Genomic DNA, 16,541 nt, shown 5'->3' on the forward strand with positions numbered 1-16,541 from the left:
CCATGACAAACTACTACACCTTGCCCATGTTGATCGCGGACATTTACCCGTGCTTATACTGCGGACATATACCGTATCAGTAACATACGATATCCAACATACGATATCTAACTACTTAAATTATTTAAATGTTTTATAGATTTTAAGTTCTAGTTTTTCGCTAAAGCACGCATACCAACCTTCATTTGTTCCCCAGCTACCTAAGGTAATTAATTCACCAGAATTTTTCGTATCGCTAATCACACGTTGTGAAGCTTGATGTACATGACCACACATAACGATATCATAACCGCGCTTAATGCGTGATAAAACTGTTTGCTCAACAATAGCAAGTGAGGCAGGTTTTTTGCGTTGAATCTCAGCAGTGCTAGCGCGGCGTATTGAAGTAATGAAGCGATTAAGCTGCGCCTGAGTAAATAGTGAAGCAAAAAGACGGGTTAATGGGTTACGAATGGCTTTACGAAAAATTTGATAGCGAAAATCGCGTGAGCATAACAAATCACCGTGTTCAAGCCATAAATGTTTATCACCAAGTTTTAAAGCAATATTATTACCAACAATAGTGGCGCCAACCAGATCTTTAAGTACATTGCCATAAGCGAAATCACGATTGCCAAATAGTAAATGCAAGTGTACGCCGGCATCATGTGCGCGCGCTAAGGCTTCAATGTGAGGATTGTAAAAAGTAAAAGGTTTGTTGCGGCACTCAAGCCAATAATCAAAGAGATCTCCAAGCACATAAAGTTTAATCCCCCCAACAACACGCGCTTGTTGACTAAGTTCATTTAGAAAATCACCAAATAAACCAAGCGGACTAGAATAATTTTGTAAAGTATTATTTACAGGTTGCCAATGTACATCTGCAACAAAAAAAATTGAACCAGTAGCTAAGGGCATAGTTGTTGTTACTTATTAAGTGACACAAAACTATACAAGATAAGATAAAAATATTTGCACCTTTTATCATTTTAGATAACACTTGGTGATTCTTAACGAGCAATAAATATTCACAATTATTAAAACAGGCATTGATTTGCTTTTAGTAATGAATAAAATTGTACAGGCTGTAGTCAGAGAACGGGTTGTTTTATTGCTTTGGCGCAATGCAATATGATAAAGCGTCAAAGCAATAAAGAATTAAAACTGCACTTGCAGTTAAATTCAATTGGTGTTGTTCTATCACATCCGCCAAATTTAAAATGGGCGCGAGAGTCCTAAGGAGGACATTGATGAACAGAGGGGCTATTTTCGGCAGTATGGCATTGGCATCGCTATTGTTAGCGTGCGGCAGCACTGAGGTCGATATCGGTACGCGACCGCAATTTAAGAATGGCGATAATGCATTAACAGTAACACTTTTTGATGGAAATACCGGCGCCGCAGTGGCGAATGCGACAGTGACAGTTAGAGTTGGTTCGCATGTGCTTACTGGCGTCAGAGCAAATAATTCATATTCTTTTTCAAATATACCAGACGGCAATTGGCCGATTTTTGCTGAAGGAACAGGTTATTTAGCTTTTGCTGGCATGACTGGTGCTTTAAACGGAAATGCGACCGTAAATGCATATTCACCTGCAGATCCTAAGTACACCAATGCAGTTATATTGATGTATGCCCAAACTGCAGTTACCGAAAATTATACCGTAAAAGTTTATACCCAATCTGGTAATCAAGGTGAAGCTGGTCAACCAGTTCAAGGCGGTCAACTTCTTGTCACTTTAACTGCTGATTCAGCAACAACTATATCTGGTCTTTTAGATACCGCTGCAACTCGTTTAATAGGCACCTATGGCTATAAACCAGAAGCTCAAGCAATAGCTCTTGTTGACGGTGTAGCGACCATTAATGGTTCAACCTTAATTTATGGCGCTACTTATGCACTTGATGTTATTGGTGCAATGAGCAATGATAATCATTATCTATCACAAGTATATACCGGAACTGATACGATTACTCCTCCTAATGGTTTAACTGAGGTTATTGCCATCTTTATGGCTCCGACTGCTGATGCACCAGACGTTGTTACTTACAGCAATGATAATTATGGTGGTTCAATTCAAACACCAGCAAAAGCTGATGGTTCATTAACTATTAATTTTGCGCAACCGGTTGAATCTTGCACCACTGTCGGCGAGATTGATTTTATTACTTCTATTGGTAATGAGGGAACCAGTACCGATTGTGATCTTGAGCTTGCTAATACAACTCCTAATGCTCAAATGGTATTTTCAAATGGCGGGCTTACGGCGGTCATTTCGCCGTTACCTGCTGCTTATCCCGATATTGCGGTTAATGGCCCTGCAGTTACCGGTAATAAATGTATATTTACCTATAATGACGCTTTCAAAGTACGTATCCAGGGCACCACCGGCGCTGCTAATTGCGTATCTATAGACGATCTTACACTACGTGGCACTGCTACAACAATCAACGTTGTAGTTACCACGGCTTACTAGCGCAACACGACAACAGGAGATCAGGAGAACGATATATGCGAATGTTCAAAGTATGTCTCACGGTTGTCGCGTTAGCGGCTCCGCTAGCTTTGGCCCATGCCGAAGAAGCGGAAATGGCTGCTGCAGCGGCGCCGTCAGTAACAGCGGGGCTACCGCGTGACCAAGGTTGGAACGCGGGCTCTTGGGCACTGTTGTTTGAGTTAAACAACGTGTTTAACCAAGATGCTATTCTTAATCCATTTGAAAACTTCGGTGCTGGGGTTGAATATTTTTTAAGCCCAATCACCGCATTACGTGTGGGTGCGTATGTTGGTTATACCACGGTTCCTGCAGAATACACCAAGACCACTACCGAAACTGGTGGTACACCAGCAGTAACTGAATATACAGTTACGGTTCCTGGTGGTACCTATACATCAATATCTAATTTTCAAGCGACCGCTGACTTTTTATATCGCTTGATGACTAATGCAGTGGCTCCTTATGCGGGTGCAGGTTTATTCTTTTCATGGAATAATCGCTCTACAGATTATAGCGATGATGCTACGGTTACTGACCAACTGACTACAGTACACAACTTTGATCGTCGAATCAGCGGTGGTGTGCGTGGTTTGCTTGGTGCCGAGTGGCGTATACATCCCAACTTTTCACTCTATGCTGAGTATGCCGTAAATGTAACTTTGGTATCTCAACATAGCACGCAAAACAGCAAAACTACCGAAGTCACTGCTGGTGGCGAGCGTTCGGTTCTTCGTGAGAAGAGTGAAAGCCAAACCCCAGCCTACTTAGGTACAAGCGCTTTATTAGCACATGGCGGTCAATTAGGGTTAGCAATACACTTCTAATTGGCAGCAGCGCAAGTTTAAGTAGCTAATTAACCCCGCAAGGTTAACGCCATTTTGGTGATTAACCTGCGGGGTTTTTTTATGGTTAACTTATATTTGGGGGTGTCCCTAAATATTGCTAAGTTTTTTAAATCCAGTGGTATTTAACAACCGCTCATCGCTAGTTACTAAAGATAAATCATATATGGCAGCGGTAGCGGCAATAAATCTATCGGCAGGATCGTCATGGATAAATGGTAATATACGACTGTGTAATGCGACTTCGCGAGTTAATGGCGCTTCAATAATGGGCGTTTTTAAGAAAGCACTCTCAAGCCATTGCTGGGGTTTAGTGTTAGCATGAAGTTTAATACGTTTACGCTCACAAAGAAGTAAAAATTCCCAAACGCTAATGGGAGATAGCCATAATTCATTTTTAGGGCTACCCAGCGCTAACCTAACTTTTCTATTTAATTTTTTAGGATTATTTAATGCCCAAATCCAAATATGAGTATCAAGTAGTAGCTTCATTTTTTTTGTAAAACTTCCCATTCAGCAGCTGAACTTATTGGTGAAATAATATCGCCATCAATAGACAAAGTGCCATGCATGCAGCCAAGCCAACCATCAGCGGATATTTCAGGACTAGGGGGAACGATATCAGCTATAGGTTTACCAAAACGAGTAACTCGTAAAGGTCGGCGTGTTTTACGTACTTGTTCGAGGACAGCAAGGCAAGTGGCCTTAAATTTAGAAATGGCAATTGTCTGCATATATTTAATTAAACCATAGTCAATGACCATAGTCAATAATACTAATTGGTACATGAACTTACAATTTTTTAGTAATAATCTGTAAGCCAGCTTTCGCCAATCTCTTAAGTCTAGCATTTAGGGACAGGCCCTATCGACAAGTGACACATAAAGTGTTAATGTGTACACATGTTGGTTAATGTTAGAGAAGCTCGTCGTATTTTAACAAAACTTAGTGAAATTTTGCAGCATGAAGGAGAAATAAAAATTTCACGTCGCGGTACAATAGTTGGCAGAATTTTGCCAGCGGCAAAACGTCGTGTGGTTCCATCGCATCGTCGTTTACGTGAAAGCATACCAAAGCTTACTGCAAGTGAACATTTGGTACGTTTGGATCGAGATGAGAGATGAACGGGCTTTGGTATTTTGATACCGGTGCATTAGCCAAATGGTACTTAAATGAAAATTACTCGGATGAAGTTGAACATTTTATCCAACAAGAAGGAGCTGTCGCGGTTAGTTCTTTAACTATTACTGAAATGCGTTGTTTGCTTGCACGTAGGCGTCGAAATAATGAGATATCACCAACACTTGAAATGAAAATTTTTGCAACGATGCAAGAAGATCTTCGTCAAGGTTATTTAGTACGCCATAGTGTTAATGACTCTCACTTAGAAGCGGCAACTAATTTATTAATTACACTTATAAATGTGCCACTGCGGACACTAGATGCTTTGCATTTAGCGCTTATAGTTGATTATCAAGCAAACGGTGTGGCTACGTCTGATTTAATTATGGTGCAGGCAGCGCAAGCTTTAAATATTGCGACTAAGCTATTTGCTAAAAAGCCATCTAAGCAGTCTAACAAGGTAAAACGAAAACCTCATTGAATTTATTTACAAAGTACGCCCAACTGCTGCAGCTACAGCTTTGGCTTGCTGCATAAGAGTAGCAAATTGCTGTAAGTCTAATGTTTGTGGCCCATCGCTGATCGCTTGTTCAGGATTGGGATGCGCTTCAATGATTAATGCGTCAGCACCGGCGGCAATAGCAGCTAAGGACATGCTGCCAATTAAAGAACGTTTACCTGTACCATGAGAGGGATCTACAACTACCGGTAAATGTGTCCACTGCTTAAGCACTGGAACTGCAGATAAATCAAGAGTATTGCGAGTAGCTTTTTCAAAAGTGCGAATACCGCGTTCGCATAACATTACTTGGCGATTGCCTTGGGCTAAAATATATTCAGCAGCTAAACACATTTCTTCAAGCGTTGCCGCAAGTCCACGTTTAAGCAATACGGGTTTGCCAGCTAACCCGACTTCACGTAATAAATTGTAGTTTTGCATATTACGTGCACCGATTTGTAATATGTCAGCATATTTTGCTACAAGCTCAACATCTATTACTGACATCACTTCAGTAACAATGGGCATTGAAGTTACATCACGAGCAGCAGCTAAATATTTAAGCCCAGTTTCAGCCAGACCTTGAAAGGCATAAGGACTAGTACGAGGTTTAAAAGCGCCCCCACGCAGGATATGACCCCCAGCCGCTTTGATAGCTTGAGCAGTGGTAACTAATTGTTGTTCGTTTTCGACTGCACAGGGGCCAGCCATTACCACAATTTGTTGACCACCAATAATAACACCACCTGGCAGCATGATTTGGGTTGGATCAGATTGAAAGTCGCGTGAAGCTAATTTAAAAGGTTTGAGAATTGGTACAATTTGCTCAACCCCCGCAAGGGCGGCAAAAGGCGCAGGGTCAATACTGCGGTCATCGCCAACCACACCAATAACGGTACGTTCAGCCCCTTGGGAAATATGGGCTTTAAGGCCGTTTGCTTCGATACGTTTTACTATCTGTTCACGTTGTGCGTCTGAGGCATCATGAGTTAGCACGATAATCATAAATTTTTCTCAATCCTTATCTTGGTTAAGTTTTTGTTGTACTATTTGAGCAATGTTTTCAGGGGTGAAACCAAATTTTGCTGCCAGGTCTTTTTCAGGGGCGGAAGCGCCAAAATGATCAATACCGATAGCAACCCCTGAGTCACCAAGCCATTTATGCCATCCTAAGGTTACCCCAGCTTCAAGTGAAATGCGCAATTTAACTTGTGGCAATATTACACTTTGACGGTAGTTTTCATCTTGGGCAGCAAAAACTTCCCACGAAGGCATTGAAATAACCCGAGTCATAATGCCTTTGCTAGCCAGCAAATCTTGAGTTGCTAAAGCTAATGCAATTTCAGATCCAGTGGCAATGATCTGTGCCGCAGGCGTGCCATTGCTATTGTCACGTAAAACATAAGCACCTTTATCAAGACCACTGGCGGCTGCGAATTTGTTACGATCGAGCACGGGTAGATTTTGCCGTGATAATACAATTACGGTCGGGCCTTGGGTGTGCAACATTGCAAAACGCCAAGCTTGCGCAGCTTCAGTGGCATCAGCAGGGCGCAGCGTTACTAAGCCCGGAATAGCCCTTAGAGACATTAAGTGTTCAATTGGTTGATGGGTAGGTCCATCTTCACCAAGCCATACTGAGTCATGAGTAAAAACAAAAACAACTGGTAACTGACTTAAAGCAGCCAAGCGAATTGCTGGGCGCATATAGTCAGAAAAAGTAAAGAAGGTGGCGGTGTAACAACGCAAACCACGATGATAAGCGATGCCGTTAGCAATAGAACCCATAGCATGCTCACGTACGCCATAGTGGATATTGCGACCTGTCCCAGTTTTGCCATTAAAACTGGCGCCGTCTTTAATCACCGTATTAGTTGAACCACCTAAGTCAGCATCGCCACCAATAAGAAAAGGAACGTTTTTAGCGATAGCATTAAGTGTTTGGCCAGCGGCAGTACGAGTGGCGATTTTACTATCAGCAGAAAAGCTGGGTAAGTCTTTATCAAAGTCGGCGCTAGGCAAACCAGCTTGGGCTTGTTTCCATAACGTTGCTAGTTCTGGGTAAGCTTTTTCATACGCAGCAAAACGCTCATTCCATTGTTTTTGGGCGGCTTCACCACGTTTTATGGCCGAACGTAAATGGGTGGTAGCATCAGCAGGAACCGCAAATGATTTTTCGGGATCAAACCCAAGAGCTTGTTTGGTTAGTTTTGTCTCGTCTACCCCAAGTGGGCTACCATGGGCTTTACAGTTACCGGCTTTGTTTGGTGAGCCAAAGCCTAAAGTTGTACGCACAATAATTAAATGTGGTTTGCCAATAACAGTTTTAGCTTCTGCGATAGCATCACTAATAGCTTTAAGGTCAGTGTCACCGTTTTTAACTTCAAGCACATGCCAGCCATATGCTTGGTAGCGCTTGGCGACATCTTCGGTTAAGGTATCAGATGTTGGACCATCAAGAGTTACATCGTTAGCATCATAAAGATAAATTAACTTTTCAAGACCTAAATGACCGGCCAAGGACGCAGCTTCAGCGCTGACGCCTTCCATTAAATCGCCATCAGATACCAATGCGTAAGTATAATGGTCAACAATGGTGTGGTTAGGTCGGTTAAACATTGCAGCCAAGGAACGTTCAGCTATAGCCATGCCAACTGCATTAGCGCTACCTTGGCCTAAGGGGCCGGTAGTAGCTTCGACGCCTGGGGTGATGTGGGTTTCTGGATGACCTGGAGTACGACTGCCCAATTGACGAAAAGCTTTTAAATCATCAAGGCTAAGGTCATAGCCGGTAAGATGCAACAAAGCGTACAATAAGGCACTACCATGGCCAGCAGACAATACAAAACGGTCGCGGTCGGCCCATAAGGGATCGGATGGATTGTGCTTTAAATGCCATTGCCAGAGAGCATATGCCATAGGAGCAGCACCTAAGGGCAGTCCGGGATGACCTGATTTTGCGCGCTCGACTATATCAACGGCTAAAATACGAATCGTATTAACGCAGAGATTATCAATAATATGTTGTGTCATGTTACTTTCCTCACTTAGCGCTCATTTCTATATCGCATTAAGGTGATAAATCTATAGAGATGCATTGATTTTTGTATGTGCTATTTTTGCAGATTGGGTGTAAGGTGACCTTTGAAGCATGAACAGAAAATGCCTGCAAGAAATCTATGCTCCTGAAAATGCCTGTTTTGGGTGTGGACCTGCTAATAAGCAAGGTTTGCAACTGCGTAGTTTTGAAGATGGCGATATGTTTGTAGCCAAGTGGCAGCCGCAAACACACCATGAAGCTTATCCAGATGTATTAGCTGGTGGCATAATTGGTACTTTACTTGATTGTCATAGCACTTGGAGTGCGGCAATCCATATGATGCGTATACGTCAACAACCGTTTCCGCCCTGTACAGTTACTTCTTCGTACGCAGTTAAACTCTTATGGCCAGTACCCACCAGTATCCCTGTGCATATTTTTGCACGCGTTATAGAAAGCTCAATTGACCGCTGCACAGTTGAAGCCACTTTAACTTCTGACACGCGAGTATGCGCATCTTGTCGAGGTCTTTTTATTGCGGTTAAGCCAGGTCATCCGGCTTATCATCGTTGGTAATGGCATTTAAAGCTAAACTTCGCGCTTTGATACGAGTGTGATTTAAACCGGCGGCTTTATCTAATAAACGTAATCTCTCAGGTAATTCTAAAGGAAAGGACCATTCATCGTTTCTTCCGCCATGGCTTACTATAATTTTGGCCCAATCTGACCACCAAGGAACGCTAGTGTGGGCTATTGGTTCGATAATTAGTAAACGGGCACCATTTTGTGCCGCGGTTATGAGGTGTTTTAAAAGTTTTTCGCGATTATTAGCGGCTAATTCGTTAGCAGCATAGGCGACTATTAAAGCCACCCCTTTACTACCTCTTGTTGCATTTATTAAATTGCCTTGGTGAACCTCGCCGGTTAAACCAAAATATTGCCAGTTTTGGCGGGCTTCAACGCAGGCCCAGTGATTGTTATCAATACCAAGTAGTAACGGTTGTTGATGATACTCTAGGGCAAGTGCCGCACCTGCTGCACCGGTGCCGCAGCCAAGATCAATGATTTGTTTGCATTTTTGTTCAGTAAAATTAAGAGCGCGAATAATGGCTTGCACAGTTAAAAAATGGAGCGGAGTGTAAAACCAGGCGAAGGCAGCGCGTTTACCGGCGCCATCAAGTGCGGTGCCGTGTTTAAGCTTATGACGCTTACCAACATAAATATTAGATAGGGCGCTAAGCCCGCGGCGAACTTCAGCAAAAGCAAGTTGCTTAAGATGTTTTTTTTCAAGTGCCTGACACCAGTTTAAAAAAGAGTTGCCCATAGTTATTTGTGCTTTTAAAGGTCCAATATTGAGCTGACAAGATCTATACTTGTTTTTAACTCTATAAAATGAATTAAAGAAATGGATAAGGAATAGACAAACCTATGTATATCAATGGCAAACCGTATCGTACGATTAGCAGAGCCAAAAACAGTGTAGAGATTATCGATCAGACATCATTACCTTTTAAGTTTTGCACTTGTCGGTTAAACACACTTGAACAAATAGAGACAGCGATTACAACAATGCAAGTGCGAGGGGCGCCACTTATTGGGGTCACCGCAGCCTATGGGGTGGCGATTGCCGTACAAAATATTGCCACCGACGAATATATTAAAAATGTATGTGAAAAATTATTAGCAACCCGTCCAACGGCAGTTAATCTTGCCTGGGCGCTTAATAAAATGCAGGGAGTGTTGTTGGCATTGCCTTTGACTGTGCGCGCTGCAACGGCGTGGGAGCTAGCAGATCAAATAGCTGAAGAAGATGTTAAATCATGCAAGGCCATTGGTGAGCATGGCCTGCTGTTATTACGGCAACTTTTTGAAAAAAAACCGCAGGCAAAACCTTTAAATATTCTCACCCACTGTAATGCTGGTTGGTTGGCAACTGTCGATTTTGGTACGGCATTGGCGCCAATTTATTTAGCACACGATGCTGGTTTACCGGTGCATGTATGGGTCGATGAAACCAGGCCGCGAAACCAAGGAGCGTCGCTGACCGCTTGGGAGTTAGGTCAACATGGTATTGCCCATACTATTATTGCAGATAATACCGGCGGACATTTAATGCAGAGCGGTGAAGTCGATTTATGTATTGTTGGTGCTGATCGTATCGCTAAAAATGGCGATGTTTGCAATAAAATTGGCACCTATTTAAAAGCGTTAGCAGCTTTTGATAATCAAATTCCGTTTTATGTAGCAGCACCACAAGCAACGATTGATTTAAATCTTGAGCAAGGCGTGGGTGCTATAAACATTGAAGAGCGTAGCGCTGATGAGGTTCATAAATTGCGTGGCATAGATACAAATAATGTAGTTCATGAAGTGAGAGTGACAGCGCCAAATAGTAAAGCCAAGAATTTTGCTTTTGATGTGACTCCGGCGCGTTTAATTTCGGGGATAATTACCGAGGGTGGTGTATTACAGGCGTGCAAAGAGGGATAATAATAAATTATAATAAATATATCAACGACAGGCTTAGATTAATAATGAACTACAGTAATATCGGTTTTATTAAAATCGTTACCCTTAAAAAGCAATGGCTCATTAGTTTCTTTAGCAAGGGCGTAGGCAAAGCAATCACCGTAATTAAGTTTGGCTGGATGTCGGCCTTTGCCATATTGCAAAAATGCATGCCGAGCAATTTCAGCATGTTTAATAGTCACTGGGGTTGAAGAAATGCGACATTTAGCAATGAGTAAGTCAAAATCACGTAAACCTTCATTTCCGGTACGTGTAAACACAACCAAACTTATTTCAAGCCAGTTTGCTGTGGATATTAGTCGTATAGAATCATGAGTAATAGCTTCAGCAATACGTTTGGCTTCTGGCTCTTGTAATAAGATTGCCATAATTGCAGAAGTATCAATAATCATTTTGGCAAACCATTTTTATCATAGAGCATTTCAGCGTGGTTACGTTTATCATCAGCAGGTAGAGAAGCAAAATGACGCCCGATTGCCATTATGTCATCAACTAAAAAAATGGCATCATTAGCTTTTCTTTCAATTTTCTCAAGTCGTTCGCGTAATGCCGTAATAACTGCATTAGTAATGGTTTCACCAGTAAGTTGAGCGACAGTACGGGCTAAGCGATTAGCCTCTGGGTCTTTGATGCTAAGTGGCATGTTTGTTGTATTCCTGTATTCCTAATTATATACCTATCAACCTAATATTGGCAATAAGTGTAGATAAAATAGGTATAGATAACTCGCAATTCTACGCAGTTGTGGCTACCTGCAGAACGACTTTACCAAAATGGCTACTAGCTTGAACTAAACGGTGGGCGGCAGATACTTGTTCTAATGGTATAACCGAGTGAATTACTGGTTTGAGACGGCCTGCAATTAAAGCTTCGCCAAATTTTTGCTTAAATCGTTTTATGATCGCACTTTTGGTTTCAGTTGGTAAAGCCCTAAGAGTTGAACCACGCAGTTGTAAACGGTTACGTACCATGAGAGCAAGGTCGATTTCATTACGGCTGCCACCCATTAAACCAATGATTACTAAACACCCATTAGGACAAAGACAAGCAAGGTTTTGCGCAAGGTATGGAGCACCGATAGAATCAAGTACAACATCAACACCCTTACCGTTTGTTGCATCAATTACTTGATTAACAAAATCACCAGCTTTGTAATCAAGCGCCACAGTGGCACCATGGGTAAGGCAGCGAGCGACTTTTTCAGGACCGCCCGCAGTAACAATGATATGTACGCCAGCTTCACGGCATAGAGTGACAGCCGCAGTGCCTACACCACTGCCACCCCCATGTACCAAAACATAACCATTGTTGGGTGCTTGGCCATATTCAAACAAGTTAAGATAGGCTGTAATAAAGGTTTCCATAAAACCAGCAGCCTGATGGTCATTAAGGGTGTCTGGCACCGGTAGAATTAAGCCGGCATCAGTTACAACTTCTTCGGCATAGCCGCCACCGGTCAGCAAGGCCATGACGCGGGTGCCGATAGCGACGTTATTTACCTGTGGTGCAACTTCGCTGATTGTACCAACGCATTCAAGGCCCAGCAGGGGAGAGGCATTTTCAGGCGGTGGATAAAGGCCACGACGTTGCAGGATGTCGGCTCGATTGACCGAAGTGGCGGTTACTTTGATACGAACTTGGTGATCATAAAGTTTGGGGGAATCAATTTCATTAACAACCAAAACACTCTCGTCACCAGTATGTTCATAAGTAACAGCGCGCATAAGTGTTTTTGTTACATAAAATCCGACTTTAGTGCGAGAAAAGTATTATTTTTTTTTAAAAAATTACTACTTAAGTTGGATCATTAGAAGGTCTATTTGAAGTTGACAATAGTGTATAGCGCGCGTAGGAGTTTAACAGTTTTTAAGAATGGTTATCTTCGGGGGAGCTGTAGTAGGTATTTTATATTGTCGTTTTTTCCCACCGAACATTTAAGCAAAGAAAAAAGGAGAGGGCAGATGTCCGACATGATCAAAAGTATTTTATTATTATCATTGTGGCTAATATGTGGCTGTATAGCACAGGCGCCTAATAAAAAAGCTAATCAAGACGAATGCAAAACGTTTGCAGACTGCCAAGATGGCTATGAATGCTTAGAGCAAAAATGCGCGGCGCCCTGTTTAACTCAAGGCGATTGCCATCAAGACACCCAGGCATGCATAAAAGGTTATTGCTTGTCGCGGATCAGCGGTGAAGCGCCAGTGATTGCATCGGTAAAAGGTAATGACCCCACAGTGCCAGTACAAATCAAAGACGGTTTTATTGTTAGTGGCAGCGGATTAAAAGCAGCCGAGTTTGAACTTGCCGGCGGCAGTGGCGAGACAAGTTTTGCCGTACCCTTAGCCAGCAAAGCGCAAAACGACTCAATTGCTGAGGTAGTATGGTCTGACGCTGAAAAAGCGGCACTGCCAAAAGGCGTGCATCAAGGCACCTATAAAATACAAGCAAGCAATCGCTCAGGCAGTAGCAGTGCGGCAGTAACTTTATTGTTGCCCGATTATAGCAGCGATGAGTTGATAACCAATATTAATAAGGCAACGGATAGCAAGTTAAATACAGAAGTTTTACCAGAAGTAATTCAAGGGTTAGTGGCGCGTATGGATGCGCTTGAGAAAACTGCTATTATCAAAGAAGATATGTCAAAAAATGTTTCTAGCGGAAATTGCAGTGACATTATTAGCACCATTGATTCTATTGCAATGCGGCCAATAGCGCCTGGGGTAACGGTTACAATCAATGTAAGCGGTGGGCCGTATACGTGTGAACAACCGCTTAATTTTGCATTAGTAAATGGTGACCGAGTGCGTTTTGTTGGCGGCAATAACGGTGGGCTGGTAGAGCTGAATTTCCCGTCATCGACTGGAATAACAATCGGGCAGGGGTATAAGCTAGGGTATTTAAATGGTTTTAAATTAGTGGGTAATAACACCGTGAGTGCTCGAGGTATTTTTGTAAAAGGCGGATCAGTTTATTTTGGCGAAAATCTTGAAATTACTTCTTTTGGCTTAGATGGAGCTTTAGTTGAGCATTACGGCTCAATGCAAGGTGGAAAATTATATACTCATGATAATGCTGGCTCTGGTGTTCTCTCGCAGTTGGGTGGGCTATTTCGCGCAGGTTCTGGTACTGAGGCTAGTAAAAATGGTTATTCTGGATTTTTTGCTAGATTAGGTGGCAATATCTTTATTGAATGCAGTGAAGCTAAATGTGCGGTTGCTAGTTACAATATCTATCATGGTTATTATGCAGAATCTGATAGCAAATTAATGGTGTACAATAGTTATGCTTATAAAAATGGTGCATCTGGCTATCATGCATATTCCGCAAAAATATTTGCTGGCGGCGCTCTTGCAGAAGATAATACTTCGATAGGTTTTAATGCATACTCTGGTGCCATGATTGATGCACAAAGCGCCACATCTCGTGGTAATTATAATGGCTTTCAAGCACAAGATCATTCGTATATTAATGCTATTTCTACAACTTCTATAAAAAATCAGCATTATGGATTTCAAGTTTCTGTGAGATCAATGATCACTTCTTGGCGGGCAATTCTTCCTGCATCTCCTGAGGAGGCAAATCTTGATTCTGATTTTAATATTACTCCAAATGATATAAATACAGATTCATATATTTTATATGTGGCTCCACCTATTTAATCATTTAACCAATCCCAAACTACTGCTTCACCAATGCCGATCACTATCACAGAATAAAACATAAGTGCCGTGGTATTAACCTGAGAACGCAAGCGCATCGTTAAAAAGAATTAGTGGTCAAACCATGTTAGCGGTCAAACCATTGTATGGATTGTAAGTTAAACTTACAATCCATACATGGATATAAAACGCGATTTGCTGCTGACCATTCTTGCTGCTGCAAGGTAGGGTATCTTGATCAACTTTTATAACGTTTGCGTGCTTGGGGGTGCCCAGTAATGCGAGCGATAACATCAAGTCTATTAGCAGCAGCAGCGCCTAAGTGTTGGTAGCATAAAGACCGCGCCAGGGGCAAATCTACCGCTGGAGTTGAAGCACGAAGCAATCGTTCTATGTCTTTAGTGTCATCCTCTTCACCGGTAGCAATTTTCATGGCAATGAAATATTCAGGTGAAACTAATGGTATTTTATATTTTGTGACATTTAAATGTCTTGCAGCTTTTATGGCTTCATCAACCGCAGCAGCATATAATTTGGCAAAATCAACAGAACGATCAATGAAATCTACACGTATATTATTCTTATCTTCGCGTAAAGCTATGCCACCAATCTGTAAAGGCACGCCGACGAAACCTTTTTTATTTAAAACTGCATGCAATTTGTCCATATAAATATCAGGTACTGCTAAATCTACATCTTTAGTAAGTCGTTGTTCTTCTGCTGGTACATAAGCCCATAAAGCTACACCGCCGATTAACGCAAAAGGAATGCCAGCATTTTGTAGTAAATCGACAGCTAAAAGCAAAGAAGGGGTAGGATCAAATTTAGGTAAACCACCATTACCAAGTGAGATTTTATTTGTGTTGTTGTTTAATGATGACATAAATAAACTCCATCTTTGATTAACTAGTCATTCAACAAATCCCATATTACCGCTTCACCAATGCCGATCACTATCACAGAATAAAACATAAGTGCAGCGGTATTAGCCTGACGACGCAAGCGCGATTCACTGTCTTTATTATGTTCTACGGCATCTTGATATTTCTGGTAGGTGATTAAATTCCATACCCCAAGACCTAATTGACTTGAAGCCATTATGGTGCCCAGCAACGGGCGACCTTGGGAGAATTGCCCTACCCCAAATGGTGCCACCGACCAAGCGCTAAAAGACGATGAGGTGGTTGGTGCAATAACTTGGTCAGTTGTGGTGCTGGTAATAGTTGGGGGAGCGTCTAAATTAAGTGATGGTTTTGCTAAAACACAATCTGCGACTTTTAAGCGCGGGCAAAGTTGCTTAAGTTCTTGTTCGCAGTCTTGGCAGTTAATACCTAGTGGTTGTGCAAGCACGATTTTTTGATCAATATTATATTCAATATTAACGTTTAGTTCTTGCTCATCAAGGTCAATTAAATATGGTAAAGATGGTTTGTTTTCTCGTATTAACCATACGCGATAACGACCTTTGGGCACACTGACTGTAAGAGTATTATTCAATAAGCCAACATAGCGACCCTCAATCCACAAATCCCCAGCGATATCTGAAGTTAGATTAATTTTTTGCCAACTTTGTTGGCGAATTGCAACTTTAGCTTGGCTAAAGAGTTTCTGGACATTAGGCGGATGGCGTAAAGTATCAACGGGGGCATCAGGAAAGCGTCGGGCTAAATCATGAGCAACAGCTTTTGCTTGAGCTGTTTCGTTTTCAGTTAGATGGCCAGAGGCTAGATCTTGCATAGCTTCAGCAGCCCTATTGAATAAACGCAAAGTTGGTTGTGGGGTTTGTTCATATATATCAATAACTTCTTGACGTAACTTTTGTGCTGCAGCGGTTTTAAAATATCCTTCAAGTTGGCGCGCTTTAATTATTTTTTTAGCAAGTGCATCTTCATCAGGGTTTGCGATTTTGGCGGTACCGATTAAATTTTTTAACAAAGTAGCAAAAGATGCAATGGCAATGCCCTGGTTTTCAAGTTGAAGTTTCATAGCATCGTATTGTTGTTCAGCCGTAGTAGCATCTGGATTAGCTACAATGATTGCAGTTTCAGGTTGGCTAGGTGTTGTATTTGCTACACTTAGAATATTTGTCGCACAGAGTATAAAAATTGTGGCTGTAACAGACATTTGGTATACCCCACCTACTTTATAGAGATGCTTTGCTTATTAACGGTGGTGAGTCTTACAATAAAAAATTATAAATGGATAGGGCTTAGCTTTTATAACAGTTTTCTGCCTTTTTTTAATTTTTAGATGCGATTTTGGGCAAAGAAATAAAATGATATATTATGATAGTCATGTCTTTTATCATGATAAAAGACGTAACTTCTCAAAAAGTCTGGGCGAAACAAAGAATGTCATTTCGACTGCAAG

At 41.8% G+C, this 16,541-nt stretch carries 18 protein-coding genes; 7 read left to right on the top strand and 11 right to left on the bottom strand.

Features of this window, described 5'->3' with window-relative positions; translation table 11 throughout:
• Nucleotides 1-120: 120 nt before the first annotated feature.
• Nucleotides 121-897: a UDP-2,3-diacylglucosamine diphosphatase gene (locus JW841_09650; GenBank protein ID MBN1961200.1), complete on the bottom strand. Its 777-nt coding sequence runs from the start codon at nucleotides 895-897 to the stop codon at nucleotides 121-123.
• A 332-nt stretch (nucleotides 898-1,229) separates the two neighbouring features.
• Between JW841_09650 and JW841_09655 the strand changes: the two genes are divergently transcribed.
• Together JW841_09655 and JW841_09660 are read left to right on the top strand one after the other, a co-directional pair.
• On the top strand, nucleotides 1,230-2,456 hold the full coding sequence (locus JW841_09655) for a hypothetical protein (GenBank protein ID MBN1961201.1): 1,227 nt from the start codon (nucleotides 1,230-1,232) through the stop codon (nucleotides 2,454-2,456).
• Nucleotides 2,457-2,491: 35 nt separating this feature from the next.
• On the top strand, nucleotides 2,492-3,301 hold the full coding sequence (locus JW841_09660; GenBank protein MBN1961202.1) for an outer membrane beta-barrel protein: 810 nt from the start codon (nucleotides 2,492-2,494) through the stop codon (nucleotides 3,299-3,301).
• Between the two features lie 108 nt (nucleotides 3,302-3,409).
• Here JW841_09660 and JW841_09665 read toward each other — a convergent pair whose 3' ends face one another.
• Together JW841_09665 and JW841_09670 are read right to left on the bottom strand one after the other, a co-directional pair.
• Complete coding sequence (locus tag JW841_09665) at nucleotides 3,410-3,832, bottom strand: type II toxin-antitoxin system VapC family toxin (GenBank protein ID MBN1961203.1); 423 nt, start codon at nucleotides 3,830-3,832, stop codon at nucleotides 3,410-3,412.
• Nucleotides 3,808-4,107 carry a type II toxin-antitoxin system Phd/YefM family antitoxin gene (locus JW841_09670; GenBank protein MBN1961204.1) on the bottom strand — a complete coding sequence of 100 codons (300 nt, stop codon included), beginning with the start codon at nucleotides 4,105-4,107 and terminating at the stop codon, nucleotides 3,808-3,810. The genes JW841_09665 and JW841_09670 overlap by 25 nt, the downstream gene beginning before the upstream one ends.
• 114 nt (nucleotides 4,108-4,221) lie before the next feature.
• On the opposite strand from JW841_09670, the gene JW841_09675 reads away from it, so the two are divergent.
• Together JW841_09675 and JW841_09680 are read left to right on the top strand one after the other, a co-directional pair.
• Nucleotides 4,222-4,443 carry a prevent-host-death protein gene (locus JW841_09675; GenBank protein MBN1961205.1) on the top strand — a complete coding sequence of 74 codons (222 nt, stop codon included), beginning with the start codon at nucleotides 4,222-4,224 and terminating at the stop codon, nucleotides 4,441-4,443.
• On the top strand, nucleotides 4,440-4,922 hold the full coding sequence (locus tag JW841_09680; GenBank protein ID MBN1961206.1) for a type II toxin-antitoxin system VapC family toxin: 483 nt from the start codon (nucleotides 4,440-4,442) through the stop codon (nucleotides 4,920-4,922). Before JW841_09675 ends, JW841_09680 begins: the two co-directional genes overlap by 4 nt.
• 6 nt (nucleotides 4,923-4,928) lie before the next feature.
• Here JW841_09680 and aroF read toward each other — a convergent pair whose 3' ends face one another.
• Together aroF and tkt are read right to left on the bottom strand one after the other, a co-directional pair.
• Nucleotides 4,929-5,945, bottom strand: a complete 1,017-nt coding sequence (gene aroF / locus JW841_09685; protein ID MBN1961207.1) for a 3-deoxy-7-phosphoheptulonate synthase — start codon at nucleotides 5,943-5,945, stop codon at nucleotides 4,929-4,931.
• A 9-nt stretch (nucleotides 5,946-5,954) separates the two neighbouring features.
• Nucleotides 5,955-7,973 carry a transketolase gene (gene tkt, locus JW841_09690; GenBank protein ID MBN1961208.1) on the bottom strand — a complete coding sequence of 673 codons (2,019 nt, stop codon included), beginning with the start codon at nucleotides 7,971-7,973 and terminating at the stop codon, nucleotides 5,955-5,957.
• 118 nt (nucleotides 7,974-8,091) lie between these two features.
• Here tkt and JW841_09695 point away from each other — a divergent pair, with 118 nt between their 5' ends.
• Nucleotides 8,092-8,556, top strand: coding sequence for a PaaI family thioesterase (locus tag JW841_09695; protein ID MBN1961209.1), 465 nt, complete (start codon nucleotides 8,092-8,094; stop codon nucleotides 8,554-8,556).
• Here the strand turns inward: JW841_09695 and JW841_09700 are convergent.
• Nucleotides 8,522-9,304, bottom strand: a complete 783-nt coding sequence (locus tag JW841_09700) for a methyltransferase (protein ID MBN1961210.1) — start codon at nucleotides 9,302-9,304, stop codon at nucleotides 8,522-8,524. The two genes, JW841_09695 and JW841_09700, sit on opposite strands and share 35 nt — an antisense overlap.
• A 104-nt stretch (nucleotides 9,305-9,408) precedes the next feature.
• Between JW841_09700 and mtnA the strand changes: the two genes are divergently transcribed.
• Entirely contained in the window at nucleotides 9,409-10,470 is a 1,062-nt protein-coding gene (gene mtnA, locus JW841_09705; GenBank protein ID MBN1961211.1) for an S-methyl-5-thioribose-1-phosphate isomerase, read from the top strand.
• Nucleotides 10,471-10,508: 38 nt separating this feature from the next.
• Here mtnA and JW841_09710 read toward each other — a convergent pair whose 3' ends face one another.
• The 3 genes from JW841_09710 to JW841_09720 all read right to left on the bottom strand — a co-directional run bounded on the left by JW841_09710 (nucleotide 10,509) and on the right by JW841_09720 (nucleotide 12,233).
• Nucleotides 10,509-10,901 carry a type II toxin-antitoxin system VapC family toxin gene (locus tag JW841_09710; GenBank protein MBN1961212.1) on the bottom strand — a complete coding sequence of 131 codons (393 nt, stop codon included), beginning with the start codon at nucleotides 10,899-10,901 and terminating at the stop codon, nucleotides 10,509-10,511.
• The gene (locus JW841_09715; GenBank protein MBN1961213.1) at nucleotides 10,898-11,152 is read right to left on the bottom strand and encodes a type II toxin-antitoxin system VapB family antitoxin; all 255 of its coding nucleotides are present in this window, start codon (nucleotides 11,150-11,152) and stop codon (nucleotides 10,898-10,900) included. The genes JW841_09710 and JW841_09715 overlap by 4 nt, the downstream gene beginning before the upstream one ends.
• Before the next feature lie 91 nt (nucleotides 11,153-11,243).
• Nucleotides 11,244-12,233 carry an NAD(P)H-quinone oxidoreductase gene (locus tag JW841_09720; protein ID MBN1961214.1) on the bottom strand — a complete coding sequence of 330 codons (990 nt, stop codon included), beginning with the start codon at nucleotides 12,231-12,233 and terminating at the stop codon, nucleotides 11,244-11,246.
• A gap of 237 nt (nucleotides 12,234-12,470) precedes the next feature.
• Between JW841_09720 and JW841_09725 the strand changes: the two genes are divergently transcribed.
• Nucleotides 12,471-14,171, top strand: a complete 1,701-nt coding sequence (locus tag JW841_09725; protein ID MBN1961215.1) for a hypothetical protein — start codon at nucleotides 12,471-12,473, stop codon at nucleotides 14,169-14,171.
• A 238-nt stretch (nucleotides 14,172-14,409) separates the two neighbouring features.
• Here the strand turns inward: JW841_09725 and JW841_09730 are convergent, their stop codons facing one another.
• Nucleotides 14,410-15,054: a nucleotidyltransferase gene (locus JW841_09730; protein ID MBN1961216.1), complete on the bottom strand. Its 645-nt coding sequence runs from the start codon at nucleotides 15,052-15,054 to the stop codon at nucleotides 14,410-14,412.
• A 23-nt stretch (nucleotides 15,055-15,077) separates the two neighbouring features.
• On the bottom strand, nucleotides 15,078-16,295 hold the full coding sequence (locus JW841_09735; protein ID MBN1961217.1) for a hypothetical protein: 1,218 nt from the start codon (nucleotides 16,293-16,295) through the stop codon (nucleotides 15,078-15,080).
• Between the last annotated feature and the right edge of the window lie 246 nt (nucleotides 16,296-16,541).

The organism is Deltaproteobacteria bacterium, assembly GCA_016931625.1.
GTDB lineage: Bacteria > Myxococcota > XYA12-FULL-58-9 > XYA12-FULL-58-9 > JAFGEK01 > JAFGEK01.

Coding starts and splice junctions, on each gene's coding strand:
- JW841_09650 (MBN1961200.1), bottom strand. CDS start 897: ATGCCCTTAGCTACTGGTTCAATTTTTTTTGTTGCAGATGTACATTGG.
- JW841_09655 (MBN1961201.1), top strand. CDS start 1,230: ATGAACAGAGGGGCTATTTTCGGCAGTATGGCATTGGCATCGCTATTG.
- JW841_09660 (MBN1961202.1), top strand. CDS start 2,492: ATGCGAATGTTCAAAGTATGTCTCACGGTTGTCGCGTTAGCGGCTCCG.
- JW841_09665 (MBN1961203.1), bottom strand. CDS start 3,832: ATGGGAAGTTTTACAAAAAAAATGAAGCTACTACTTGATACTCATATT.
- JW841_09670 (MBN1961204.1), bottom strand. CDS start 4,107: ATGTACCAATTAGTATTATTGACTATGGTCATTGACTATGGTTTAATT.
- JW841_09675 (MBN1961205.1), top strand. CDS start 4,222: ATGTTGGTTAATGTTAGAGAAGCTCGTCGTATTTTAACAAAACTTAGT.
- JW841_09680 (MBN1961206.1), top strand. CDS start 4,440: ATGAACGGGCTTTGGTATTTTGATACCGGTGCATTAGCCAAATGGTAC.
- aroF (MBN1961207.1), bottom strand. CDS start 5,945: ATGATTATCGTGCTAACTCATGATGCCTCAGACGCACAACGTGAACAG.
- tkt (MBN1961208.1), bottom strand. CDS start 7,973: ATGACACAACATATTATTGATAATCTCTGCGTTAATACGATTCGTATT.
- JW841_09695 (MBN1961209.1), top strand. CDS start 8,092: ATGAACAGAAAATGCCTGCAAGAAATCTATGCTCCTGAAAATGCCTGT.
- JW841_09700 (MBN1961210.1), bottom strand. CDS start 9,304: ATGGGCAACTCTTTTTTAAACTGGTGTCAGGCACTTGAAAAAAAACAT.
- mtnA (MBN1961211.1), top strand. CDS start 9,409: ATGTATATCAATGGCAAACCGTATCGTACGATTAGCAGAGCCAAAAAC.
- JW841_09710 (MBN1961212.1), bottom strand. CDS start 10,901: ATGATTATTGATACTTCTGCAATTATGGCAATCTTATTACAAGAGCCA.
- JW841_09715 (MBN1961213.1), bottom strand. CDS start 11,152: ATGCCACTTAGCATCAAAGACCCAGAGGCTAATCGCTTAGCCCGTACT.
- JW841_09720 (MBN1961214.1), bottom strand. CDS start 12,233: ATGCGCGCTGTTACTTATGAACATACTGGTGACGAGAGTGTTTTGGTT.
- JW841_09725 (MBN1961215.1), top strand. CDS start 12,471: ATGTCCGACATGATCAAAAGTATTTTATTATTATCATTGTGGCTAATA.
- JW841_09730 (MBN1961216.1), bottom strand. CDS start 15,054: ATGTCATCATTAAACAACAACACAAATAAAATCTCACTTGGTAATGGT.
- JW841_09735 (MBN1961217.1), bottom strand. CDS start 16,295: ATGTCTGTTACAGCCACAATTTTTATACTCTGTGCGACAAATATTCTA.